The 22,998-nt window shown below is 72.2% G+C and carries 19 protein-coding genes and 1 tRNA gene; 13 read left to right on the forward strand and 7 right to left on the reverse strand.

Features of this window, described 5'->3' with window-relative positions:
* Positions 1-20: 20 nt before the first annotated feature.
* Positions 21-1,430: an MFS transporter gene (locus ASD33_RS05445; protein WP_056554199.1), complete on the reverse strand. Its 1,410-nt coding sequence runs from the start codon at positions 1,428-1,430 to the stop codon at positions 21-23.
* A gap of 109 nt (positions 1,431-1,539) precedes the next feature.
* Between ASD33_RS05445 and ASD33_RS05450 the strand changes: the two genes are divergently transcribed.
* Positions 1,540-2,148 carry an XRE family transcriptional regulator gene (locus tag ASD33_RS05450; protein WP_056554202.1) on the forward strand — a complete coding sequence of 203 codons (609 nt, stop codon included), beginning with the start codon at positions 1,540-1,542 and terminating at the stop codon, positions 2,146-2,148.
* Here ASD33_RS05450 and ASD33_RS05455 read toward each other — a convergent pair.
* The 3 genes from ASD33_RS05455 to ASD33_RS05465 form a co-directional block, all read right to left on the reverse strand.
* Positions 2,145-3,179: a cellulose-binding protein gene (locus ASD33_RS05455; protein WP_347232315.1), complete on the reverse strand. Its 1,035-nt coding sequence runs from the start codon at positions 3,177-3,179 to the stop codon at positions 2,145-2,147. The genes ASD33_RS05450 and ASD33_RS05455 overlap by 4 nt on opposite strands.
* Positions 3,180-3,320: 141 nt before the next feature.
* Positions 3,321-5,891 (reverse strand): SUKH-4 family immunity protein, encoded by a 2,571-nt coding sequence (locus ASD33_RS05460; protein WP_056554206.1) that lies wholly within the window; start codon positions 5,889-5,891, stop codon positions 3,321-3,323.
* A 7-nt stretch (positions 5,892-5,898) separates the two neighbouring features.
* The gene (locus ASD33_RS05465; RefSeq protein WP_079044574.1) at positions 5,899-6,897 is read right to left on the reverse strand and encodes an SMI1/KNR4 family protein; all 999 of its coding nucleotides are present in this window, start codon (positions 6,895-6,897) and stop codon (positions 5,899-5,901) included.
* A 267-nt stretch (positions 6,898-7,164) separates the two neighbouring features.
* Between ASD33_RS05465 and ASD33_RS05470 the strand changes: the two genes are divergently transcribed.
* Entirely contained in the window at positions 7,165-7,677 is a 513-nt protein-coding gene (locus ASD33_RS05470) for a YwqJ-related putative deaminase (protein ID WP_056554212.1), read from the forward strand.
* A gap of 10 nt (positions 7,678-7,687) precedes the next feature.
* Complete coding sequence (locus tag ASD33_RS05475; protein WP_056554215.1) at positions 7,688-8,185, forward strand: SUKH-3 domain-containing protein; 498 nt, start codon at positions 7,688-7,690, stop codon at positions 8,183-8,185.
* A 4-nt stretch (positions 8,186-8,189) separates the two neighbouring features.
* On the opposite strand, the gene ASD33_RS05480 is transcribed toward ASD33_RS05475, so the two are convergent.
* Positions 8,190-9,509, reverse strand: a complete 1,320-nt coding sequence (locus tag ASD33_RS05480) for a histidine kinase (protein WP_056554218.1) — start codon at positions 9,507-9,509, stop codon at positions 8,190-8,192.
* Between the two features lie 139 nt (positions 9,510-9,648).
* Between ASD33_RS05480 and ASD33_RS05485 the strand changes: the two genes are divergently transcribed.
* The 7 genes from ASD33_RS05485 (at position 9,649) to ASD33_RS05515 (ending at position 15,364) form a co-directional block, all read left to right on the forward strand.
* Positions 9,649-9,720, forward strand: a tRNA-Gln gene (locus tag ASD33_RS05485).
* 109 nt (positions 9,721-9,829) lie between these two features.
* Positions 9,830-11,275 (forward strand): bifunctional UDP-N-acetylglucosamine diphosphorylase/glucosamine-1-phosphate N-acetyltransferase GlmU, encoded by a 1,446-nt coding sequence (gene glmU, locus ASD33_RS05490; protein WP_056554221.1) that lies wholly within the window; start codon positions 9,830-9,832, stop codon positions 11,273-11,275.
* Positions 11,276-11,396: 121 nt separating this feature from the next.
* Positions 11,397-12,371, forward strand: a complete 975-nt coding sequence (locus ASD33_RS05495; RefSeq protein ID WP_056554223.1) for a ribose-phosphate diphosphokinase — start codon at positions 11,397-11,399, stop codon at positions 12,369-12,371.
* 254 nt (positions 12,372-12,625) lie between these two features.
* The gene (locus ASD33_RS05500; RefSeq protein WP_056554226.1) at positions 12,626-13,213 is read left to right on the forward strand and encodes a 50S ribosomal protein L25/general stress protein Ctc; all 588 of its coding nucleotides are present in this window, start codon (positions 12,626-12,628) and stop codon (positions 13,211-13,213) included.
* 118 nt (positions 13,214-13,331) lie between these two features.
* Entirely contained in the window at positions 13,332-13,928 is a 597-nt protein-coding gene (gene pth, locus ASD33_RS05505) for an aminoacyl-tRNA hydrolase (protein ID WP_056554229.1), read from the forward strand.
* Between the two features lie 61 nt (positions 13,929-13,989).
* On the forward strand, positions 13,990-14,433 hold the full coding sequence (locus ASD33_RS05510; RefSeq protein ID WP_056554232.1) for a hypothetical protein: 444 nt from the start codon (positions 13,990-13,992) through the stop codon (positions 14,431-14,433).
* A 148-nt stretch (positions 14,434-14,581) separates the two neighbouring features.
* Positions 14,582-15,364 (forward strand): LPXTG cell wall anchor domain-containing protein, encoded by a 783-nt coding sequence (locus ASD33_RS05515; RefSeq protein ID WP_056554235.1) that lies wholly within the window; start codon positions 14,582-14,584, stop codon positions 15,362-15,364.
* Positions 15,365-15,431: 67 nt separating this feature from the next.
* On the opposite strand, the gene ppc is transcribed toward ASD33_RS05515, so the two are convergent.
* Positions 15,432-18,161 carry a phosphoenolpyruvate carboxylase gene (ppc, locus tag ASD33_RS05520; protein WP_056554238.1) on the reverse strand — a complete coding sequence of 910 codons (2,730 nt, stop codon included), beginning with the start codon at positions 18,159-18,161 and terminating at the stop codon, positions 15,432-15,434.
* 270 nt (positions 18,162-18,431) lie between these two features.
* Between ppc and ASD33_RS05525 the strand changes: the two genes are divergently transcribed.
* From ASD33_RS05525 to ASD33_RS05535, 3 genes are all read left to right on the forward strand, one after another.
* On the forward strand, positions 18,432-19,415 hold the full coding sequence (locus ASD33_RS05525) for a fatty acid desaturase (protein ID WP_056554921.1): 984 nt from the start codon (positions 18,432-18,434) through the stop codon (positions 19,413-19,415).
* Positions 19,415-20,098 (forward strand): TetR/AcrR family transcriptional regulator, encoded by a 684-nt coding sequence (locus ASD33_RS05530; protein WP_056554924.1) that lies wholly within the window; start codon positions 19,415-19,417, stop codon positions 20,096-20,098. Before ASD33_RS05525 ends, ASD33_RS05530 begins: the two co-directional genes overlap by 1 nt.
* Positions 20,099-20,364: 266 nt before the next feature.
* Entirely contained in the window at positions 20,365-22,050 is a 1,686-nt protein-coding gene (locus tag ASD33_RS05535; protein WP_056554242.1) for a VCBS repeat-containing protein, read from the forward strand.
* A 92-nt stretch (positions 22,051-22,142) separates the two neighbouring features.
* Here ASD33_RS05535 and ASD33_RS05540 read toward each other — a convergent pair whose 3' ends face one another.
* Entirely contained in the window at positions 22,143-22,985 is an 843-nt protein-coding gene (locus ASD33_RS05540; protein ID WP_056554245.1) for a trans-aconitate 2-methyltransferase, read from the reverse strand.
* Positions 22,986-22,998 lie beyond the last annotated feature (13 nt).

A 22,998-nucleotide genomic window follows, 5' to 3' on the forward strand; every position in this document is an offset into this window, starting at 1 on the left:
CGGGCCCTGGGCGACCGGGCTCACGGCGAGGCGGGGACCGCGGCGGTCTCCTTCGGCTGGGACGCGTGGGCGACGAGGAAGAGCAGTGCGCCGCAGCCGGCGACCAGGAGCCAGCCCGGGCGGGACGCCTGCGCGAGCTCCGCGGGGCCGGCGGCCGCGACCAGGCCGCCCGCGAGCGCGATGCCGAGGGCGGAGCCGAGTTGCCGTGCGGTGGAGGTGATCGCCCCGGCCACTCCGGCGCGGGCGGGTGGCAGTCCGTTGACCGCCGTGTTGGTGATCGGGGCGTTGGCGAAGCCGAACCCGATGCCGATGAGCGCGTACGCGGCCAGGAGCAGGAGCACGCCGGTGTGCGGGGTGAGCCGGACCAGGCACAGCCCGCCCGCCGTGATGAAGCCGCCGGCGAGGAGCAGCGGCAGCCGCGGCCCCGTACGGCCGACCATGCGCCCGGACCAGGGGGCGCAGACGGTCGCTCCGGCGGCCAGCGGCAGGGCCGCCACCCCGGCGGCCAGCGGCGTCCACCCCCGGGTGTGCTGCAGGTAGAGGGTGTTCAGCAGCAGCGTCGCGCTCAGGGCGACGAAGACCGCCACCGCGCCCACCACGGCACCGCTGAAGACCGGACGCCCGAAGAGGCTCAGATCCATCAGCGGCTCACGTCGGCGGGACTCGACCCTCACGAACGCGGCCGTCGCCACGACGGCCCCCGCGTATCCCGCCAGCGCCGCGGGCGACGTCCAGCCGATGCGCGGCCCTTCGATCAGGACGCCCACCACGACGGTGAGGACCACGGTCAGCAGGACCTGGCCGGGCAGGTCGAGGGGCCGGGGCCGCTGCGCCCGGGACTCCGGCACGAACACCGCGGTGAGCAGCAGAGCGGCCACGACGACGGGTGCGTTGATCCAGAACAGCGCCCGCCAGTCCAGCCCCGCGAGCAGCGCGCCGCCCGTGACCGGTCCGGCGGCCATGCTCAGCCCGAACACCGACGCCCAGACGCCGATCGCCCGCGCCCTCTCCTTCGGGTCGGGCATCGCGTTCACCACGATCGCGAGCGCCACGGGACTGAGCATCGAGGCGCCGACTCCCTGCAGGGCGCGGCCCGCGACGAGTACGCCCGCCGACGGGGCGAGCGCGCAGACCAGCGAGGCCGCGCCGAACAGGACGAGACCGGACCGGAACACCCGGCGGCGCCCGAAGCGGTCCGCCAGCGCGCCGGAGGAGATCAGGAGACCGGCCAGGACGAGGGTGTAGGCGTCCACGATCCATTCGAGACCGCGCGTGTCGACGTCCAGACCGCGCCCGATGGCCGGCAGGCCCACATTGACGATGGTGGTGTCCAGGCCCACCAGGAACATGCTCAGGCAGCAGACGGCCAGGACCGTCCAGCGTCTGCGCGCGCTGAGCACGGGGTGAACGGGGTGTGTCGTCGCGGTCATGGTCCGCCTCTGGTCTCCGGGAACGATGCCCGGCAAGGCTCGGCCCGCCCGACCGTCACGGCCCATCGTTTTTGCGAGGACCGCAAAAGAAGGCTGCGACACTGGGGCCATGAACTCAGGATCCGGTGGCCCGGAGCTGGAGCGGATTCTCGACGGCATCGGACCCCGGCTGCGCACGCTCCGCCAGGAACGGGGACTCACCCTCGCGGCGCTCGCGGTCACGACCGGGATCTCGGTCAGCACCCTGTCCCGGGTGGAGTCGGGCCTCCGGCGCCCGACCCTGGACCTGCTCATCCCGCTGGCACGCGCGCACCACGTCGCACTCGACCAGCTGGTCGCGGCGCCGGCCAGCGGTGACCCCCGGGTGCACCTGAAGCCCCTGCGCAAGCAGCGCGGGAGCGTCCTCGTGCCCCTGACGCAGTACCCGGGCCGCGTGCAGGTCTTCAAGCAGGTACTGGCACCCCGGCCGCCGGAACTGGTCACCCACGAGGGCTACGAGTGGCTCTACGTCCTCGCCGGCCGGCTCCGTCTCGTCCTCGGCGCGCGGGACTTCACCCTGCGGCCCGGCGAGGTGGCCGAGTTCGACACCACCGAGCCCCACTGGTTCGGCCCCGCGGACACGGAATCCGTGGAGATCCTGCACCTGTTCGGCCCGCGGGGAGACCAGGCAGTCGTCCGCGCCGGACCGTCCACGGCCGATCCCGGGACTTCCGGCTAGGCCGACCCCTCCGGCGCGTCCGGTCCCTCCGGCGCGTCCGAAGCCCGGTCCGAAGCCCGGTCCTGAGCCCGGTCCGAAGTCCGTTCCTGAGCCCGGTCCGGAGTCCCCTCCTGAGCCTGGTCCCGACCCTTCTCCTGAGCCCGGTCCTCCCGACCCTTCTCCCGAGCCCGCTCCGGCCCCACCCGTCCCGTCAGCGCCGCCAGGGAGTTGCGGATGTGCTCCATGTGGGAGTGGATCTCCTCCCGCTCCTCCTCGTGCTCCCGCAGCAGCCGTTCCGTCTCGCGCTCGACCCGCTCCGCCTTCATCCTGGCCTCGGCGAGCGTCTCCTCCGCGCGGGCCTCCGCGTCCTCCTGGCCGTGCCGGGCCTGTTCCTCCGTCTCGGCCAGGGCCCGCTGCGTCTCCGCCAGCCGGGTCTGCGCCGCCGAGACCAGTTCCTCGTGGTGGGCGTCCAGGGCCGCCGCCTCCGCCTCGGCCGCGCGCTCCGCCTCGGCCCGTACGGTCCGCTGCTCCTCCCGCTGGTCCGCGAGCAGCGCCTCCGACCGGCGCTCGGTCGCCTCGAAGGCCTCGCGCGCGGCCTCCCGCTCCCCCTCCGCGTCCCGCCGGGCGATCGTCCCGATCTCCTCGGACCGGGTGCGGGCCTCCTCCAGGGCCGCCCGGGCGGCCGCGTCCGCCGCCGTGCGCACGCCCTCGGCGTACGCCCCGGCGGCCTCCGTCGCCTCCCGGGCCGCCTCCTCGGCGGCCTCCGCGAGGGCCTGCGCCTCCGCCTCCGCGGACCGTACGAGCCGCTCGTCCTCCTGCTCGGCCAGGTCCAGGATCTTCCGCGCGGCCTCGCCGAGGGACTCGTAGCGGTGCGGGACGAGCTGGGTGACGGCGAGCCGGAGCCCGGCGGCCTCGGTCTCCATCTCCTTGGCGAGGACCGTGAGCCGCGCCGCCCGTTCCCAGGCGGCGTCGCGCTCGTCGGAGAGCGCGGCAAGGTGCCGGTCGACCTGCTCGGGGCGGTATCCGCGCCCCCGCCCGACGGCGAAACTCATCCCTGACGCCCCTTCTCCCGGTCCCCACGCATAAAGCACGACCCGTAAAGAATGCGGCATCAGAACGGACAAAAGACGCCCAACGTGTCCACACGTCGAGCGCCCTTCGTCACATTCCCACCTTCCTGCGCGACAGAAGCGCTACAGAAGGCCGTCCCACATCTGCTCCAGGAGCACCGACCACCAGTTCTCCGGCGACGACAGCGCCGCCGGGTCCAGCATGGCCAACTGCGCCTGGAAGTCGACCGTCCAGCGCCCCGCCTGCTCCGGGTTGAGCCCGAACCGCAGCCGCCACATCCGGCCCAGCAGCGCCATCGAGCGCGTGAACTCCGGCAGTCCGGTGTTCACGAACTGCGGCGGCACCGACTGCCCGCCGGGGCCCGCCTCCACCGGTACGGCCACGATGTGCGCGGTCCCGTACTGGACACAGAGCGCCCGGCCGAAGTCCGAACCGATCACCAGGTACGAACTCGCGTCCGGCGCGGCCGGAACCTGCCGCTGCGCCGCCAGTTCGGCCAGCGTCGGCACCACCGGGACCGCGGGCTGCGCCCAGAAGAACGGCCCGAAGTCCGCGGGCAGACCCGCCCACACCAGCGTCAGCGCCACGACCTCCGGCACGCCCTGCCGGGACACCGCGCGCTGGTCGAAGCGGAGGATGCCGGGACCGAACGCCCCGGCCAGCTCCTGCGCGATGGCCTCCGGCGGCACCGGCGGAGCCGGCTGCACCTGCGGCAGCGGCGCCCGTACCGGCGCGGGCCGCGCGGGACCGTCCGCGACCTGGTGCAACTCACCCTGATGCGTGAGGAGTTGACGCATGCCCTGCTGACGGCCCGCGTGATCACGACCGTACGGGGCGATGCTGGTGATCCGCGCCTGCGGCCAGGTCTCCCTGATCATCCGGGCGCAGTAACCACCCGGCAGCTCACAGGACTCCAGCTCGGTGTGCAGTTCGAGCACCTGCTGCGGCGGCACGTTCATCGCGCGCAGCTCGTGCAGGATCTGCCACTCCGGGTGCGGGGTGCCCGGCGCCGAACGCCGGATGATCTGCGCCTCGGAACCGTCGGGCGCGCGGTAGCGCAGCACCGCCTGGTAGCCGGGGCCGACCGTCGGCTGCCCCGTGGGCTGCGGATACCCGTACGCGGGCGGTACGGCCCCGGGACCCGCCGGCGGACCCGGCGCGGGCGGCGGCGTGTGGCCCCCGTGCACCGGCGGCGGCGGAGCCGGCGGACCGGGCGGCTGCGGGGCCGCGGGACCGGCCGGACCGGGATGCGCCAGCATCGTCGCGGCGTGCGCGATCCCGCCCGCGGGCGTACCGGGCGCACCGGGCATGCCCGGCGGCGGCGGGGGCGGCGGCGGAGCGCCGGGACCGCCCTGGTTCGGGTGCGCGAGCATCGTGGCCGCGTGGTGCACGGGCTGCGGCGGCGTCACCGGACCGGGCGGAGCGGGCGGCGCGGGCGGGCCGGGCGGGCCCGGTCGCGCGGGCGGAGCAGGCGGACCGGGCGGCTGGGGGCCGTCGGGCCCGAGCTGCGACACCAGCTGCGTCGGTACGTAGGCGGGGGCACCCGAAGCACCGGCGGCACCAGGGGCTCCCGGAACACCGGGAACACCCGGGGCGCCCGGCGGCGGGGGCGGCGACACGGGGCCGCGCCCGCTCTTCGGCGACAGCGAGGCCTTGCTCGTCGCGGCGTCCGCGATGTCCCCGCCACCCGGCGCGGACGGCGTGGGCGCCGGAGGCGGAGGCGGCACACCCGGACCGACGGGACCGGCCGGACGCACCGGACCGGCCTGCGCGGGCGCGGGCGGTCCCGGCGGGGTCGCCGGAGCGGCGCCCGGCGCCGGGGCGGCCGGGTCGAGGCGCGGGGCGATGGCGGTCGGCGGCAGCGCGCTGCCGCCCTTCATCAGGGCGGTCGGCGCGTCCGCACCCACCGAGGGCGGCGGGGCGTCCTCGTCGTCCGTCCCCGAGAGCGCCGGCGCGAACACCGTCGCGGGCAGCGGCACCGCGCCGTCGGCCCCACCGGAACTCGCGTTGGCGTCGGCCCAGGGGCTGCCCCCGGACGCGGGCCGGGCCGGCGGCACCGGAGCCGCCGGCGTCTCCGCCGGAACCCCGTCCATCGCCGTGGGCTCGTACGCGACCCCGGCCCCCTCCGAAGCGGAGAACGCCGAGGACGCGGAAGAGGGGGAGGAAGAGGAGGAAGAGAAAGAGGACGACGACGAGGACGACGACGACGAAGCGACCGAAGCCGAGGCCGGCATCGCCCCCGACGCCCCCGCGTCCGACGCGTCGTCCACCGACGCCGCCGCGCTCGCGTTCTCCTGCGACACGTTCGGCTGCTTCGGCAGCCCGATCTTGTCCGCCGCGTCCTGCAGCCACTCCGGCGGACTCAGCAGGAACGACGTCTGGTTCAGATCGATCCGGGCCGCCGGCACCGCCGCCTGGGCCGGAACGTCCTCCGCGGCCCCGTACTCCTCCTCGTACCGGCGGATGACCTCACCCACCGGCAGCCCCGGCCACAGCGTCGCCTCGCCGCTGTCCCGGGCGATCACGAGACGCTGACGCCCGCCGTCCGAGGTCGGACCGCCCTCGCGGTCCTCCGCCCACACCACGAACCCCAGCTCGAACTCCCGCACCCGCACCTCACGGTGCTGGTACGACGGCAGGTCGCCGTTGATCCACTCCTCGGCGCGCTCCTGCGCCTGCGCGAAGGTCACCACAGCCCACTCACTCCCCCACCGGGACGACCGGCACCGCACGCGCGAAGCCACCGTCCACCATCAGGTTCGCCACCGTCTCCAGCTCCGGCGGATTGCCCGCCAGACGCTGCAGAAACGCGTCGAAATCCGTACCGCAGGGCAGCAGCAGCCGCTCCACCCGCTCGGCCACCGTCCAGCCGGCCGCCACCTCGCCGGAGTCCCGGGCGTCGTCGTACGCGCAGAACCACACCGAACCGACCCCCTCACCCCGCACCTTCAGCGCGATCAGACCGCCCTGGACGAACGCGACGCCCAGATAGTCCTTGGTCAGATGGTCACGGAGGCACTTGTTGACATAGACGAGGTCATTGACGCCCGCCTCCTCCCGGACCGTGAAGAACGGCTGGTCGACCAGGAGCCCCAGCTCCGCGTCGAGCGCCGCACCCACCGGGGCGCACCCGCCGGCCGCCTTCAGGAAGGAGCGGTACGCCCCCGGAAGCCGGTAGCCGAGGTCCTCCTCGACGCCCTGGAGCTGCTGCTCCGACACCGACACCAGGGTCTTCGGCAGTCCGAAGTGCGCCGGCCGGGTCTCCTGCAGCGGACGCGTACCCCGCTTGCCGTGGTCCACGGCCGCCGTCGTCACCCCGCCGTGATGCCGCAGCAGGGCCTTCACCTCGACCGGGACCAGCTCCATCCGGCGGCTGCGCGCCACGTGGTGCCAGGTCCAGCCGTGCGGTGTCGCCACCGAGGGGATCGTGTCCCACAGCTCATGACCGGTGGATGCCATCGCCGCGTTCGCCGAGACGTAGTCCGTGAGCCGCAGCTCGTCGACACCGAAACCCTCGGGCGGGTCGGCGATCTCCGCCGCCGCGCGCGCGTACGGCGAGAAATCCGGGTGACCGAACTCGTCCACCCGCACCCCTCTCGGGTGACGGGAAGCACGGACCGGGTCCGGGAAGTGCACGACCTGCCCGGCATAGGCCGCGTTCGGTGGCGCGGTGTCCTGCCCGAGCCGACCTGTCGTCATGGCGGTTGCCCCCTGCACTGGCGTCGCTGACTGCTACTACGCGCAGCCGCTGGCTGCTCCTGACTGATGCCGCACAGCCTATGCGCTGCCACAAGAGGCCGAACCGGCCCGATCCGACGGTGACCAACTGTCACGACGCCATGACAGACGCACCATGATTCCGACACACCGAAGCAGCGTTCCGCCGCCCCAGCTTCCCCATATGGCTCCCTATTTGGCAGGCTGTCCACGCAACTCGGGGGATTGCAGGAGGGGAAGACCAGCACCATGCACACAGCACCGACGCCCACACAGGGTGACCCACGCCTCAACTGGAGCAGCAGCGCCGAATCCGGCCGCGCCCCGTTACTGCGTCACCGTCGCGACGGCATCCTCCCCACCGTCGGTGCCGCCCTCTCCGTACGGGGCGAGACCCTCACGTGCACCGCGGGCCGCGGCGACCGCCCGCCCGCCCTGCACGCGCTCGTCCAGGACTTCCTGGACACCCTCACCAGCGGCCAGCGGGAACGCTTCACCGGGCGCTGCCCCGAGGCGATCCTGCTCTCCCGGCACCTCGCGGCGACCGAGGACGGGCGCTCCAAGCGCGCCCAGCGCAAGCCGCTCACCCACGGCGAGGCCCGCCGGTCCCTGAAGCACGCCAAGGTGACCACCCGGCGCATCCGTGAGGACGGCGACCCGCTCCACGGCAGCTACGCCGCTCCCTGTCGCTCCTGTACGGCGATGCTCGCCCATTTCGGCGTCCGTGCCGTCGACCCCACCACGCCCGCAGAGAACGGCTGACCGCACCGCCATGCCCGACCACCTCAGCACCACCCGTTTCCCGGTCAACGTCGACGCGGCGCTCCGCGAGGCCGGCTGGCAGCCCGGCCGCTGGGACATCAAGCTCGCCGAGGAGTGGGCGGACACCCTGCGCGCCCACACGTCCCCGGCGGGACACCGGCACAGCGTCTTCCCCGCCGCCGTCGAGGCCTGGGCCGAGTTCGGCGGGCTGCGGATCACCGCGCCGGGACACGGCCGGCAGATAGCACCCGCGGCGGTCCGCTTCGACCCGCTCGCCGGACTCCACCTGTCCAGGACCCTGGCGGACCTGGGGCGCGCCCTGGACACGGAGATCGCGCCGCTCGGCGAGGAGGGCGACCACCAGGCGATCCTGGCGATGGACGCGGAGGGCCGGGTCTACAGCCTCGACCACGCGGGCGACTGGTACCTCGGCAAGGACATCGACGCGGCCCTGTCGACGCTGGTCACGGGGGCGCAGCCGACGCGGCTGACGGCGGGCGGGGAGTAGCCCCTCACTCCCGGCCGGGTCCCGTCGGCAGGACCGCCGAGACCTTGAAGCCGCCGGCGTCCGTCGCGCCCGAGACGAACACCCCGCCGAGCCGCAGGACCCGCTCGCGCATCCCCACGAGGCCGTTGCCGCCGCTCGGCAGGTCCACGTCGGCCGCCGCGGCGTCCGAGGGGCCGTTCTCCACCTGCATGGCGACCTCGGTGTCCCGGTGCGCCAGACGCACCACGACCTGGGCGCCCGCCGCGTGCTTGTGGACGTTGGTGAGGGCCTCCTGCACGACCCGGTACGCCGTCCGCTCCACGTCCGGCGGGTAGCCGCGGGCCTCGCCGATCACCAGGAACTCCACGGCCGCCCCGGCCAGCCGGGACTGCTCGCACAGCGTCTCCAGGGCGTCCAGGCAGGGCCCGTCGTCGGCGGCGGCCTCGGCGGCGGCGGCGGCGGCCCGCCCCACGGCGGCGAGGGGCACGACGGCGGGCGCGGCCGGGGCGGAGCCCTCACGGAGGACGCCCAGCATCTCGCGCAGTTCGGTGAGGGCCTGGCGCCCCATGTCGCCGACGAGGGCGGCGTTCCGTACGGCCTTCTGCGGGTCCTTCAGGGCGACGGCCTGGAGGGCGGCCGCGTGCACCACCATCAGGGAGACCCGGTGGGCGACCACGTCGTGCATCTCGCGGGCGATCCGGGTCCGCTCCTCCTGGCGCGCCCACTGGGCGCGCTGCTCGGCGCGGTCGGCGAGCAGGGACAGTTCCTGCTCCAGGCTGTCGGCGCGTTCGCGGAGGCTCTCCATGAGCCGGCGGCGGGCCCCTATGTAGAGGCCGAAGAGCAGGGGCGGGGCGTTGAGGCCGAGCGTCATGAAGACGGCGACGACGGGGACGTACCAGCCACTGGGGTCGATGTCGGGCTGTCCGACGTCGGCCTGGGCGACGTCCTGCCGCATCCGCACCACGGTCACGACGAACACGGCGAGCGTCGACATGCAGGCGAGCAGGGCGGTGATCCGGCGGGGCACCTCGGAGGCGGCGAGCGAGTACAGCCCGACGATCCCCATGAGGAAGCCCATCTCGGCGGGCGCGACGGCGATCGACACGAGGACGACGGCGATGGGCCACCGGCGGCGGACGAGCAGCGTGGACCCGACGATCAGCCCGAAGAGCACGCCCACGGGCACGGGCAGCGCGGCCTTGCCGGCGAACCCGACGCCTTCGAGCGCGCACTCGAACGCGGACAGCAGAGCGAGCCCGACATCGAGCACGACACTCCGCCGTCTCCCCCACCACCACCATCTCCCGACGCCCTCGGCGTCCCGATCTGCCCCCGTTGTGGTCATACCCACCACCCTACGGGCGCGGCCCACCGGTGGCGGCGGGCTCCCGCCTATACCGTCGCCTCGAAGGGTCCAGGTACGGCATAGTGGAGGCCGCCGGATCAACGGACCAGCGAAATTGTCCGTTTCGCGGCATAAGCAGTCCCCTGTGGTGTAATTGGCAGCACTGAGGCTTTTGGTGCCTTATGTCCGGGTTCGAGTCCTGGCGGGGGAGCTTCTCCACTCGGGTCCTGACCTCCGCGGTCAGGACCCGCACTCATGTCCGCCCCCTTGCCCCCCGGTATCCTTCGTGCGTCCACCACCCAAAGCCGAAGGGCAATCCCGTGAGCGCCAACCCCGCGGCAGCCGTCGTCGTCCTCGCAGCGGGTGAGGGCACCCGCATGAAGTCGAAGACCCCCAAGGTCCTGCACGAGATCGCCGGACGGTCGCTCGTCGGCCACGTCGTGTCCGCCGCGCGGGAGCTGGAGCCCGAGCACCTCGTCGTGGTCGTCGGGCACGCCCGTGAGCAGGTGAAGGGTCACCTGGACGCGCACTACGCCGGGACCCGGACCGCCGTCCAGGAGGAGCAGAACGGCACCGGGCACGCGGTGCGGATGGCCCTGCGGGAGCTCGGCCAGGCGCCCGACGGGACCGTCGTCGTCGTCTGCGGCGACACGCCGCTGCTGTCCGGGGAGACCCTGCGCGCGCTGGCCGCCACCCACGCCGCCGACGGCAACGCCGTCACCGTGCTGAGCGCCGAGGTCCCCGACTCCACCGGCTACGGACGGATCGTCCGCGACGCCTCCGGCGCCGTCACCGAGATCGTCGAGCACAAGGACGCCACCGACGAGCAGCGCGCCATCCGTGAGATCAACTCCGGTGTGTTCGCCTTCGACGGGCAGCTGCTCGCGGACGCCCTCGGCAAGGTGCGGACCGACAACAGCCAGGGCGAGGAGTACCTCACCGACGTGCTGAGCATCCTCCGCGAGGCCGGGCACCGCGTCGGCGCCTCCGTGGCGGCCGACCACCGCGAGATCCTCGGCATCAACAACCGCGTGCAGCTCGCCGAGGCCCGCGCCCTGCTGAACCAGCGGCTGATCGAGCGGGCGATGCTCGCGGGCGTGACGGTCGTCGACCCGGCGAGCGTGTTCGTGGACGTCACCGTGACCTTCGAGCCGGACGCGGTGATCCTGCCGGGCACCCAGCTCCTGGGCGCCACGCACATCGGCGAGGACGCCGAGGTCGGCCCCAACACGCGTCTGACGGACACCACCGTGGGCAAGGGGGCCCGTGTGGACAACACCGTGGCCTTCTCCGCCGTCATCGGCGACAGCGCCTCCGTGGGCCCCTTCGCGTACCTCCGTCCGGGCACGAACCTCGGCAGGAAGGCCAAGGCCGGCACGTACGTCGAGATGAAGAACGCGACGATCGGCGAGGGCACCAAGGTCCCCCACCTGTCGTACGTGGGCGACGCGACGATCGGCGAGTACTCGAACATCGGCGCCGCCAGTGTCTTCGTGAACTACGACGGCGAGGCGAAGCACCACACCACGATCGGGTCCCACTGCCGGACCGGTTCGGACAACATGTTTGTGGCTCCCATCACGATCGGGGACGGCGCCTACACCGCCGCCGGGTCCGTGATCACGAAGGACGTACCGGCCGGCTCGCTCGCCGTGGCCCGGGGCCAGCAGCGGAATATCGAGGGTTGGGTGGCCAGGAAGCGGCCCGGAAGCGCCGCCGCGCAGGCCGCCCAGGCCGCGACCGAGGACTCCGCCGGCGAGAGCTGACCGGAAACAGGTACGCCGAACTCGGCGTACCGTGATACGTGCACACAAATTCGGCTGGCTCGCACACGCGCACGACAGCTCGTGGAACGCGGCCAGACAACACGTCTGAGGAGACAGTGCTGTGACCGGGATCAAGACGACCGGCGAGAAGAAGCTGATGCTCTTCTCCGGCCGCGCCCACCCCGAGCTGGCCGAGGAGGTCGCGCACCAGCTGGGCGTCGGTCTCGTTCCCACCAAGGCCTTCGACTTCGCCAACGGTGAGATCTACGTCCGCTTCCAGGAGTCGGCCCGTGGCGCGGACTGCTTCCTGATCCAGAGCCACACGGCTCCGATCAACAAGTGGATCATGGAACAGCTGATCATGATCGACGCTCTGAAGCGGGCCTCCGCCCGGAGCATCACCGTGATCATCCCGTCGTACGGCTACGCCCGTCAGGACAAGAAGCACCGCGGCCGCGAGCCGATCTCGGCGCGTCTGGTGGCGGACCTGCTGAAGACCGCGGGCGCCGACCGCATCCTGACGGTCGACCTGCACACGGACCAGATCCAGGGCTTCTTCGACGGCCCGGTCGACCACCTGTCGGCGCTGCCGGTCCTCGCGGACTACGTGGGCGCCAAGGTCGACCGCGACAAGCTGACGATCGTCTCCCCGGACGCCGGCCGCGTGCGCGTCGCCGACCGCTGGTGCGACCGCCTGGACGCCCCCCTGGCGATCGTGCACAAGCGCCGCGACAAGGACGTCGCCAACCAGGTCACCGTGCACGAGGTCGTCGGTGACGTGAAGGGCCGCGTCTGCGTCCTGGTGGACGACATGGTCGACACCGGTGGCACGATCGTCGCCGCCGCCGACGCCCTGTTCGCGCACGGCGCGGAGGACGTCATCGTGACGGCCACGCACGGCATCCTGTCGGGCCCGGCCGCGGACCGCCTGAAGAACTCCAAGGTCAGCGAGTTCGTGTTCACGGACACGCTGCCGGTTCCCGGCGCCCTGGAGCTCGACAAGATCACGGTGCTGTCGATCGCGCCGACGATCGCGCGCGCGGTGCGCGAGGTGTTCGAGGACGGTTCGGTGACGAGCCTCTTCGAGGAGCACTGAGCCGTAGCGCCACAGCGGACCCGAGGGCCGCTTCCCCGTTCGGGGGAGCGGCCCTCGGTCGTGTTTCGGTGATCGAATTGGGTGGTAGGGCGGTGGGCCGGTAGACTGCCGTAGTTGCTCGGCGAGGGAGGCCGTACCCGTACGGATGTACAGGGTCACGGCGGTCCGTTATCGACGCGCTCTTCGTAGCAGGCCATCGCCAGTCGTGGCCGGGTGACCCAAGTCTTTCGTCACCTTTCCACGAGGAGTGCACCATGTCCGAGGTCAAGCTCGCCGCTGCCGTCCGTACCGAGTTCGGCAAGGGCGCCGCCCGTGCGATCCGCCGCAACAACCAGGTTCCCGCGGTCGTCTACGGCCACGGCTCCGAGCCGGCGCACGTGACCCTCCCGGCCCACGACCTTGCCCTGGCGCTGCGCACGCCGAACGTCCTGCTCTCCCTGGACGTGGACGGCAAGAACGAGCTGGCGATCCCGAAGGCGATCCAGCGCGACGCCATCAAGGGCTTCCTGGTCCACGTCGACCTGCTGCTCGTCAAGCGCGGCGAGAAGGTCACGGTCGAGATCCCGGTCCAGGCCGAGGGCGAGCTCGCCGCCGGTGGCAACCTGCTGGAGCACGTGCTGAGCACCCTCTCCATCGAGGCCGAGGCCACCCACCTCCCCGAGGCCGTCACGGTCTCCGTCGAGGGCCTGGCGGCCGGCGCCTCCGTCCTCGCCAAGGACATCACCCTGCCGAAGGGCGCCACCCTGGTCACCGACGGCGACGCCGTCGTCCTCCAGGTCCTGGGCGCGCAGGCCGAGGAGCCGGCCGCCGAGGCCGAGGCCACCGAGGGTGCCGAGGCCTGAGCCGTAGGCTCTGCCTGACGTGACGGGGTGACGGGCCACGCGGCCCGTCACCCCGTTTCCCTTGTACGGGTACGGAAGTACGCACGCGCGTGGACGGATACGAGGAGACCTGACGCAGATGACGGACGACGCGAACGCCCCCTGGCTGATCGTCGGCCTCGGCAACCCGGGGCCCGAGTACGCGGCCAACCGGCACAACATCGGCTTCATGACGGTGGATCTGCTCGCCGAGCGGATGCGCGGTTCGTTCAAGCGCGCGCAGAAGGCGCAGGCGCAGGTCGTCGAGGGCCGGATGGGCCCGCCGGGACCCGCGAGCCGCCGGGTGATCCTGGCGAAGCCGATGTCGTACATGAACCTGTCGGGCGGTCCGGTGACGGCGCTGCGGGACTTCTACAAGGTGCCGACGGCGAACATCGTGGCGATCCACGACGAGCTGGACATCGACTACGGGGTGCTGCGGCTGAAGATCGGCGGCGGGGACAACGGTCACAACGGCCTGAAGTCGATGACGAAGGCGATGGGTCCCGAGTACCACCGGGTCCGGTGCGGGATCGGGCGCCCGCCGGGCCGGATGCAGGTGGCGGACTTCGTCCTGAAGGACTTCTCGTCGACGGAGCGCAAGGACCTGGACTGGTTCGTGGACCGGGCTGCGGACTCGGTGGAGTGCCTGGTGGCGGAGGGCCTGGAGCGGGCCCAGTCGGCGTACAACTCCTAGGAGCGGTCCGACGGGTCCGGCCCCCTGGCGGTCGGAACGTACGACTGTACGATCGCGGGTCATGACGCACGTCCGTAACGCCGCCATGGCCCTGGTCGCCCTTCTTCTGCTCGTCGCGGGTGGGTGGGCCTCCTGGAACTCGGCCCAGCACGTCCTGCTCGGCAAGGGGCGGGAGCACGGGACGCTGACCGTGACGGGCTGTACGGAGGAGAGGTGCAGCGGCCGGTTCGCCCCTGACGACCCGTCGTCGACGCGACGGACGCTGACGATCGAGCGTTCGGTGGCGGCGGAGCCGGGGGTGACGATCCCGGTGGTCGTGAAGCCCGGTACGGACGAGGGCGTACGGACGGGCTGGGGCGGTGGTCTGCACGCGTGGCTGCCGTTGGGCGGGGCGCTGCTGCTCGCGGCGCCGCTGGTCGGCGGCGGGCTGCGGCTGCCGAGGACGGCGTGGTCGATGGCCGGTGCGGGTGGGTCGCTGCTGGTGGCCGCGTTCTTCGCGCTCTGATCCAGCTTGTTCACAGTTCCGGCCCGTTGACACGGGTTTCCTGGTGCGATCGTTACCGACCTCTGGCTCAAGGCCCGCTCAAAGCGACGGATAGGCTGCCCCCGCCACCTCCCACGGCATCCCTCATCCCACAGATGGACGACTGCACATGCGACGCTCCTTCATACCCGCCGCCGCGCTCGTCGCGGCCATGGCGGGTTCCCTCGCCCTCGCGCCGGTTGCTTCCGCGTCGGAGGGCCCGAAGCCGCTTCCGCTGCACCAGGCCGACAAGCTGCCCCTGACCGCCTCGGACTGGAAGGAGACCGAGAAGGTCTGCGGGAACGTCCCGACCGACCAGGACGGTTGGCACTTCGTGCTGCCGGGCCGCAGCGCCACCTTCTCGAAGCTGACGGTGGAGTTCCAGCCGGGTGGCGTCCAGACCGTCACGGTCTTCGGTCCGCCGGACGCGAAGCACGCGTACGTCGGGTCCGAGCCGGGCGCGAAGCTGATCTCCGCCTCGGCCGAGATCAACGGCACCGTCACGCAGGGCTGGTTCAACCTGTCCCACACCTGCCCGACGGCCGTGAAGCCCACCCCGACCGGCACCCCGAGCACCACCGCGCCGACGCCGACGGACACGCCGACGACCGAGGCGCCCACGGGCACCCCGTCGGGCACCCCCTCCCAGACCCCGTCGTCGACCGTCTCCCCGACGGACAGCCCCTCGTCGAGCGTCTCCCCGACGGACAGCCCCTCGTCGAGCGTCTCGCCGACGGCGACCAACAGCGCGGGCCAGCCCGTGCCGAGCGCCTCCGGTTCGTCGTCGACCGGTGGTGACCTGGCCGAGACCGGCTCCAGCACCCCCGTCGGCCTCCTCGCCGCCGTGGCCCTCGCCCTCGCGGGTGCGGGTGCGTACCTGGTGACGCGTCGTCGCAAGGCGCAGCAGCACTGACGTACCCCCGTCATGACGGAAGCCCCCGCCGGAGACCGGCGGGGGCTTCTGTCGTACGGGCGGGGTGTCAGCCGGTGTTGCGCAGGCCGGCCGCCACGCCGTTGACGGTGAGGAGCAGGGCCCGTGCGAGCAGCGGGTCGGGCTCCGCGCCGGCCTCGGCGTCCGCGCGCTGGCGGGCCAGCAGGGCGACCTGGAGGTAGGAGATCGGGTCCAGGTAGGCGTCGCGGATGGCGAAGGTCTGCTGGAGCACGGGGTTGGAGTCGAGGAGCTTCTCGCCTCCGGTGATCTTGAGGACCTCGGCGACGGTCAGCGCGTGCTCGGCCTCGATGGCGTCGAAGACGTGCTTGAGGTCGTCGGGGACGAGGGTGTCGACGTAGTGGCGGGCGATCCGCAGGTCCGTCTTCGCGAGCGTCATCTCGACGTTGGAGAGGAAGTTGCGGAAGAAGTGCCAGCGGTCGTACATCTCGCCGAGGACGGGGTCGAGGCCGGCCTCGCGGAGGGCCTTGAGGCCGGAGCCGACGCCGAACCAGCCGGGGACGATCTGGCGGGACTGGGTCCAGCCGAACACCCAGGGGATGGCGCGGAGTCCGTCGAGGGAGACGCCGGAGCCGGGGCGGCGGGAGGGCCGTGAGCCCAGGTGCAGGTCGGCGAGCTGGTCGACGGGGGTGGAGGCGAGGAAGTACGCCGGCAGGCCGGGGTCCTCGACGAGCTTGCGGTACGCGGTGTGGGCGGCGTCCGAGACGGTGTCCATGGCCGCGTCCCAGCGGGCGAGGGCCTCGTCGGACTGGCGCGGCGCGGTGTGCAGGGCGGAGGCCTGCAGGGTGGCGGCGACGGTCAGTTCGAGGTTCTCGCGGGCGAGGGACGGGATCAGGTACTTGTCGGAGATGACCTCGCCCTGCTCGGTCACCTTGATCTCGCCCTCCAGGGTTCCCCAGGGCTGGGCGAGGATCGCGTCGTGCGAGGGGCCGCCGCCGCGGCCGACGGTGCCGCCGCGGCCGTGGAAGAGGCGCAGCCGCACGCCGTAGCGGTGGGCGACGTCGCGCAGCCGGCGCTGGGCGCGGTGGATCTCCCACTGGGAGGTGGTGATGCCGCCGAACTTGGAGGAGTCGGAGTAGCCGAGCATGACCTCCTGGACGTCGCCGCGGAGCGAGACGAGGCGCCGGTAGGAGGGGTCGGCGAGCATGCCGTCGAGGATGACGTCGGCGGCCTTGAGCTCGTCGGTGGTCTCCAGGAGGGGCACGATGCCGATCTTGGCCCAGCCGCCGTGGAGGTCGATCAGTCCGGCCTCGCGGGCGAGGACGGCGGCGGCGAAGACGTCGTCGGCGCCCTGGCACATCGAGATGATGTAGGACTCGATGACCTCGGGGCCGAAGCGCTCGAAGGCCTCCTTGACGGTGTGGAAGACGCCGAGGGTCTTCTGCCCGGCCGCGTCGAGCGGGGCGGGGGTGGGCGCGAGGGGGCGGCGCGAGCGCAGCTCCTTGGCGAGCAGCTTCTGCCGGTAGTCGCGCGGCATGTCGGCGTAGCGCCAGGACTCCTCGCCGAGGCGGTCGAAGAGCTGCCCGAGGGCGTGGTGGTGGGCGTCGGCGTGCTCGCGTACGTCCATGGTGGCGAGCTGGAGGCCGAAGGCCGAGAGGGTGCGGATGGTGCGGTCCATCCGGCCGTCGGCGAAGAGGCCGCCGCGGTGCTCGCGCAGCGAGGTCTGGATCAGGGTGAGGTCGTGGACGAGTTCGGCGGTGCCGAGGTAGTCGCGGCCGTCCTGGTGGGGGGTGCCGGAGGCGAGGCGCTCGCGGGTGTTGAGGAGCTTCTGCCGGATGCAGGTGGCCTTGAGCCGGTAGGGCTCCTCGGCGTTGAGGCGCTTGTAGCGGGGGCTGATCTCCGGGAGGAGTTCCAGGTCGCGCTGGAGGGAGTCCAGGAGTTCCTGGGTGGCTCCGGTGTAGCGGATGGAGTTGGAGAGGAGTCCGCGGAGGTAGTCGACGAGTTCGAGGGCGTCGGTGATGCCGTGCTCGTGCTGGAGGATCAGGACGTCCCTGGTCACCTGGGGGGTGACGTTGGGGTTGCCGTCGCGGTCGCCGCCGATCCAGGTGCCGAAGGTGAGCGGGCGGGTGCCGGCGGGCAGTTCGACGCCGACGCGCTCCAGCTCGGCGGCGAGGTCCTCCAGGACGTCGCCGACGGCGTTGGCGTGCAGTTCGTCGAGGTAGTAGATGGCGTTGCGGGCCTCGTCGGCGGGCTCGGGGCGGACGACCCGGAGTTCGTCGGTCTGCCAGATGAGGTCGATGTTCTCGGCGAGCCTCAGGTCGTGGCGGCGCCGGTCGGCCTCGATGACCGGGGTCTCCAGGAGGACGGCGATCCGGCGGAGCTTGTTGAGGACGGAACGGCGGGCGGCTTCGGTGGGGTGCGCGGTGAAGACGGGCCGGACGTTGAGGTTCTTGACCGTCTCGCGGACGTGCTCGGGGTCTCCGTCCTTGAGCATGTCGGCGGTGCGGGCGAGGAGGCTGCCCTCGGCGGCGCGCTTCTCGCGCATCTCGCGGCCGCGGTGGACCTGCTCGGTGACGTTCGCGAGGTGGAAGTAGGTGGAGAAGGCGCGTACGAGCTTGGCGGCTGTCTCCAGCTCGACGCCGCTCAGCAGCTCGGCGGCGGCCTCTCCGTTCTCGCGGGTGAGGCTGCGGACCCGCTCGACGAGGTCGAGGAGTTCGTGGCCCTCCTGGCGGACGAGGGTCTCGCCCAGCAGGTCGCCCAGTCGGCGGATGTCGGCGCGCAGCTCGGCGCTGGCGGTGGGGGTCTGGTCGGCACTGCTCACAGGTGCGGCTCCTTGCAGTGTTTGAGCACGTCTGGAGGGGTTCTGGAGGCTTGCGGACCGCGCTGTCCGACGCACCCAGGATAGGTGTCCGTCTTCTCGGTGACGGCCCTGCCCCTGTTGTGCCCTCTTGCCGCGCGCCCCGGCGCTGCCATACTTACGACGCCGTAGGTTACGGAGGCGTAGCCACGGCCGTGTCTGCGCGTACTTTTTCGCGTCTTTCCCGCAGTTTTCCCCCACCCTCACCCTCACCCCCAGGGGACATCCATGACCATGAGCCCCGAGGTGACCTCGCCCGAGGCACCCGAGCTGTCCGACGGCGACCCCGTCCTGCCCTCCGCCACGCTCGGCGGGGACAGCAAGGGTTCGGTCGAGCAGGTCGCGCTGCTGCTGTTCATCACGGTGCCGTTCGTGGCGCTGCTCGCGGCGGTGCCGCTGGCCTGGGGCTGGGGGGTGAGCTGGCTGGATCTCGGGCTGATGGTGGCGATGTACTTCATCGGCTGCCACGGGATCACGATCGGTTTCCACCGGTACTTCACGCACGGTTCCTTCAAGGCGAAGCGGCCGCTGCGGATCGCGCTGGCGATCATGGGCTCGCTCGCGGTGGAGGGTCCGGTGGTGCGCTGGGTGGCGGACCACCGCAAGCACCACAAGTTCTCGGACGCGGAGGGTGACCCGCACTCGCCGTGGCGGTTCGGCGAGACGGTCCCGGCCCTGATGAAGGGCCTGTGGTGGGCGCACATCGGGTGGATGTTCGACGAGGAGCGGACCCCGCAGCACAAGTACGCCCCCGATCTGATCAAGGACCCGGCGATCCGGGCGATCTCCCGCCAGTTCGTGCTGTGGACGGTGCTGTCGCTGGCGATCCCGCCGCTGGTGGGCGGTCTGGTCACGATGTCGTGGTGGGGCGCGTTCACCGCGTTCTTCTGGGGCTCGCTGGTCCGGGTGGCGCTGCTGCACCACGTGACGTGGTCGATCAACTCGATCTGTCACGCGGTGGGCAAGCGTCCGTTCAAGTCGCGGGACCGCTCGGGCAACGTGTGGTGGCTGGCGGTGCTGTCCTGTGGTGAGTCCTGGCACAACCTGCACCACGCGGACCCGACCTCGGCCCGGCACGGGGTGCTGCGCGGGCAGGTCGACTCCAGTGCGCGGCTGATCCGCTGGTTCGAGCTGGCGGGCTGGGCGTCCGACGTGCGCTGGCCGGCGCAGGCCCGCATCGAAGCCCGCCGCCAGAGCGCGTCCGCAGACGCGGCATGATGGAAGACGTGGCGAACGACGGCAGGACCAGTGGCACCGGCAGCGGCGAGCAGAAGCCCCGGCGCGGGCGCCGGGTGCGGATGACGGGCGCGGAGCGCCGGGAACAGCTGCTGGACATCGGCCGCACGCTCTTCGCCGCGAAGGGTTTCGAGGGCACGTCGGTGGAGGAGATCGCGGCGAAGGCCGGGGTCTCCAAGCCGGTGGTGTACGAGCACTTCGGCGGCAAGGAGGGGCTGTACGCGGTGGTCGTCGACCGCGAGATGCGGCAGCTCCTGGACGGGGTGACGGGGGCGCTGACGGCGGGGCATCCGCGGGAACTCCTGGAGCAGGCGGCGTTCGCGCTGCTCGACTACATCGAGAACTACACGGACGGTTTCCGGATTCTCGTACGGGACTCCCCGGTGGCGCAGTCGACGGGCACGTTCGCGTCGCTGATCAGCGACATCGCCACGCAGGTGGAGGACATCCTGGGTCTTGAGTTCAAGGCCCGCGGCTTCGATCCGAAGCTGGCGCCGCTGTACGCGCAGGCGCTGGTGGGCAGTGTGGCGCTGACGGGTCAGTGGTGGCTGGACGTCCGGAAGCCGAAGAAGGCGGAGGTCGCGGCGCATCTGGTGAACCTGGCGTGGCACGGTCTGGACGGTCTGGAGCCGAAGCCGCGGTTGATAGGGCACCGGAAGAGCTGAGGGCCGCGCCGGAGGAACGGACCGGACGGTCCGGTTCTCCGGGTCGGAGGGGGGTTAACCCCTGGCGTCCGGCCGGGGCACGAGTAGGATCGGCTTCAACATCCGTGGGGGTGTTCCCGTTGTCGGGCGAAGCCGTTCGCGTGCCCTGTGGCCTGCGCTGATGCCGTTCGACGCCGCTGTGAACCCCCCGTGCTCGGATTCCTTTGGACCTCTGATCCCTGGGGGGGATCTTTTTGTCTTTCCTGCGTTCCACGCGCGCACGTCGTGTGGTCACCTGCACCGCCCTGCTGCTCTCCACGGGCATGCTGCTCAGCCGGCCGGCCATGGCCGGTACGCCCGCCCCGCCGCTCTCGGCCGCGAAGCCCGCGCCGGCGGCCGGCCCGAAGCTGCTGATGCCGTCCCTGCCCGCGTCGGGTGCCCGTGCGGCGGGCGCCGAGGGCGCCGCGGCCGCGGGTTCCGCGCCGCGCGCCGACTTCGACGGCGACGGCCGGAGCGACCTGGTCTACCGGGAGCTCGACGGCTCCCTCACGCTCTCGACGCAGACGACGGCGGTCGAGTTCTCGCGGACCGGCGGCTCGAAGGACTTCGTCAAGGACATCATCCCGGTCGGTGACCAGGACCTGAACGGCGGCAGGCCCGAGGTCCTGACGCTGACGACGCTGGGCCGCCTCGAACTGTACGGAAACGCCTCGACGACGGCCTCGGCGAACCTGCGCTGGTACGGCAACGGCTGGAACATCTACAACAAGGTGTTCTCGCCGGGCGACGTGGACGGCGACGGCCGCGCGGACCTGATGGGCCGCACGCCCGAGGGCGACCTGTACCTGTACCTGGCCTCCGGCACGCCGGCCACGCCCTTCCAGGGCCGGACGAAGGTCGGCTACGGCTGGCAGGTGTACGACCAGATCGTCGGCATCGGCGACAACGACGGCGACGGCAAGGGCGATGTCATCGCCCGCAAGCCCGACGGCTCCCTCGACTTCTTCGGCAGCACCGGTGACCCGGGGGCGCCGTTCAAGCAGGCCACCGGCATCGGCGCCATGTGGGACGTCTTCAACCAGATCCTGGGTGTGGACGACCAGGACGGCGACGGTGACACCGAGGTCTACGCGCGCCGGAAGAACGGCACGCTGATGGTCTACACGGGCTCGGGCACCGGCGGCTACGACACCCGGGAGACGCTCGGCGCGACCGGCGAGTGGGCGCCCGTCGCCCAGTTCGGCGGCGCCGGCAACCTCCCCGCCCACGGCAAGGAGGAGCTGCTCGCGATCGACAAGCGCGGCGCGCTCTACTGGTACCACGCGGTCAACAACGGTGGTCTCAGCGCCCGTCAGTGGATCGCCAACGGCTGGGGCGGGGTGAACCTCACCAACGTCTCCTCGGTCGACCCGAACGGCGAGTCGGACGTCGTGGAGATCTACAACAACCGCCTCTACATCGAGAGCAAGGACATGGGAGGCGGCTGGAACGCCTTCAACCTGCTCGCGGGCCCCGGTGACCTGAACGGCGACGGCTCGGGCGACCTGCTGGCGCGGGACCGCTCCGGCAACCTGTACCTGTACCCGACCACGGTGACCGGTTCGGCGCTCCGCGCCCGGACCCTGGTGAGCGGTGGCTGGCAGACGTACAACTGGTTCTTCGGCGCGGGTGACTACACCAACGACGGCCGGAACGACCTGCTGGCGCGCACCACGACCGGCACGCTCTACCTCTTCCCGGGCACGGGTTCGGCGACCAAGCCGTTCCAGGGCCGGATCAAGCTGGGCGAGGGCTTCAACGCGTACGCGAAGCTGGTCGCCACGGGTGACCTGACGGGTGACGGCAAGGGCGACTTCGTCGCCGCGACGCCCGGCGGCGACCTGTACCGCTTCGACGGCGGCGCCGCGAAGAACTACTTCGGCCCGCGCGCCAAGATCGGCTACGGCTACCAGACGTACAGCGGCATGTACTAGTCGCACCGCGGCCCCTACGGGTCGCGGCGCGCGGGGCGCCCCGCACCGGAGTTCCGGTGCGGGGCGTCCGTGCGTCACGGGCCCGTGCGAGGTCAGGAGGGCTTGCGGGCGAGGGCGAAGATGCGGCGGAACGGGAAGACGGTGCCGTGCGGGCCCGGGGGGTAGGCCTCGCGGAGGAGGGCGCGGTACTGCCCGAGGAAGGCGTCGGCCGCCTCCCGGTCGTCGGCCAGGGTCGTGAGGACGGGCCGCAGGGCGGTGCCCTTGACCCAGTCGAGGACGGGGTCCTCGCCCTGGAGCAGCTGGCAGTACGTGGTCTCCCAGACGTCCACCTCGCAGCCGAGGTCGGTGAGGCGGGTGAGGTAGTCGGCGGAGTCGAGGATGTGGACGAAGCGGCGGCCCTGGTCGCCGAGGCGGGCGCGCCATTCGGGGGTGTCGCAGAGTTCGCCGAGCAGGGCGTGGCTGGGCGAGGTGAAGTTGCCGGGGACCTGGAAGGCGAAGGTGCCGCCGGGGTGGAGTCCGTCGATCCATCCCGCGAAGGACTCGGGGTGGTTGGGCACCCACTGGAGGGCGGCGTTGGAGACGATGAGGTCGTAGGGCTCGGTGGGGGTCCAGTGGGCGGCGTCGGCGGGCCGGAAGTCGATCCAGCCGCCGCCGCGGGTGGTGCCGGCCCAGTCCTTCTCGGCCCGCTCCAGCATGTCGGGCGAGAGGTCGTAGCCGGTGATGTGGGCGTCGGACCACCGGTCGGCGAGGAGGGCCGTGACGTTGCCGGGGCCGCAGCCGAGGTCGGCGATGCGGGCCGGGCGGTCCTCGGCCGGGAGATGCGGTATTCGGGCGAGCAGGTCGAGGAAGGGCCGGGTGCGATGGCCGGAGTGTCGGAGGTACTGCTGTGGGTCCCAGGTCGGTGCGGTGGGTACGACGGTTTCCACGGAATGCATGTTCGAAGCCCCC

The sequence above is a fragment of the Streptomyces sp. Root1304 genome (assembly GCF_001426405.1).
Taxonomy (GTDB): Bacteria; Actinomycetota; Actinomycetes; order Streptomycetales; family Streptomycetaceae; genus Streptomyces.

What these genes read in the sequence shown, in the direction of transcription:
- ASD33_RS05445 (WP_056554199.1), bottom strand. Translation starts at nt 1,430, where the DNA reads ATGACCGCGACGACACACCCCGTTCACCCCGTGCTCAGCGCGCGCAGA.
- ASD33_RS05450 (WP_056554202.1), top strand. Translation starts at nt 1,540, where the DNA reads ATGAACTCAGGATCCGGTGGCCCGGAGCTGGAGCGGATTCTCGACGGC.
- ASD33_RS05455 (WP_347232315.1), bottom strand. Translation starts at nt 3,179, where the DNA reads ATGAGTTTCGCCGTCGGGCGGGGGCGCGGATACCGCCCCGAGCAGGTC.
- ASD33_RS05465 (WP_079044574.1), bottom strand. Translation starts at nt 6,897, where the DNA reads ATGACGACAGGTCGGCTCGGGCAGGACACCGCGCCACCGAACGCGGCC.
- ASD33_RS05470 (WP_056554212.1), top strand. Translation starts at nt 7,165, where the DNA reads ATGCACACAGCACCGACGCCCACACAGGGTGACCCACGCCTCAACTGG.
- ASD33_RS05475 (WP_056554215.1), top strand. Translation starts at nt 7,688, where the DNA reads ATGCCCGACCACCTCAGCACCACCCGTTTCCCGGTCAACGTCGACGCG.
- ASD33_RS05480 (WP_056554218.1), bottom strand. Translation starts at nt 9,509, where the DNA reads ATGACCACAACGGGGGCAGATCGGGACGCCGAGGGCGTCGGGAGATGG.
- ASD33_RS05500 (WP_056554226.1), top strand. Translation starts at nt 12,626, where the DNA reads ATGTCCGAGGTCAAGCTCGCCGCTGCCGTCCGTACCGAGTTCGGCAAG.
- pth (WP_056554229.1), top strand. Translation starts at nt 13,332, where the DNA reads ATGACGGACGACGCGAACGCCCCCTGGCTGATCGTCGGCCTCGGCAAC.
- ASD33_RS05510 (WP_056554232.1), top strand. Translation starts at nt 13,990, where the DNA reads ATGACGCACGTCCGTAACGCCGCCATGGCCCTGGTCGCCCTTCTTCTG.
- ASD33_RS05515 (WP_056554235.1), top strand. Translation starts at nt 14,582, where the DNA reads ATGCGACGCTCCTTCATACCCGCCGCCGCGCTCGTCGCGGCCATGGCG.
- ASD33_RS05525 (WP_056554921.1), top strand. Translation starts at nt 18,432, where the DNA reads ATGAGCCCCGAGGTGACCTCGCCCGAGGCACCCGAGCTGTCCGACGGC.
- ASD33_RS05530 (WP_056554924.1), top strand. Translation starts at nt 19,415, where the DNA reads ATGGAAGACGTGGCGAACGACGGCAGGACCAGTGGCACCGGCAGCGGC.
- ASD33_RS05540 (WP_056554245.1), bottom strand. Translation starts at nt 22,985, where the DNA reads ATGCATTCCGTGGAAACCGTCGTACCCACCGCACCGACCTGGGACCCA.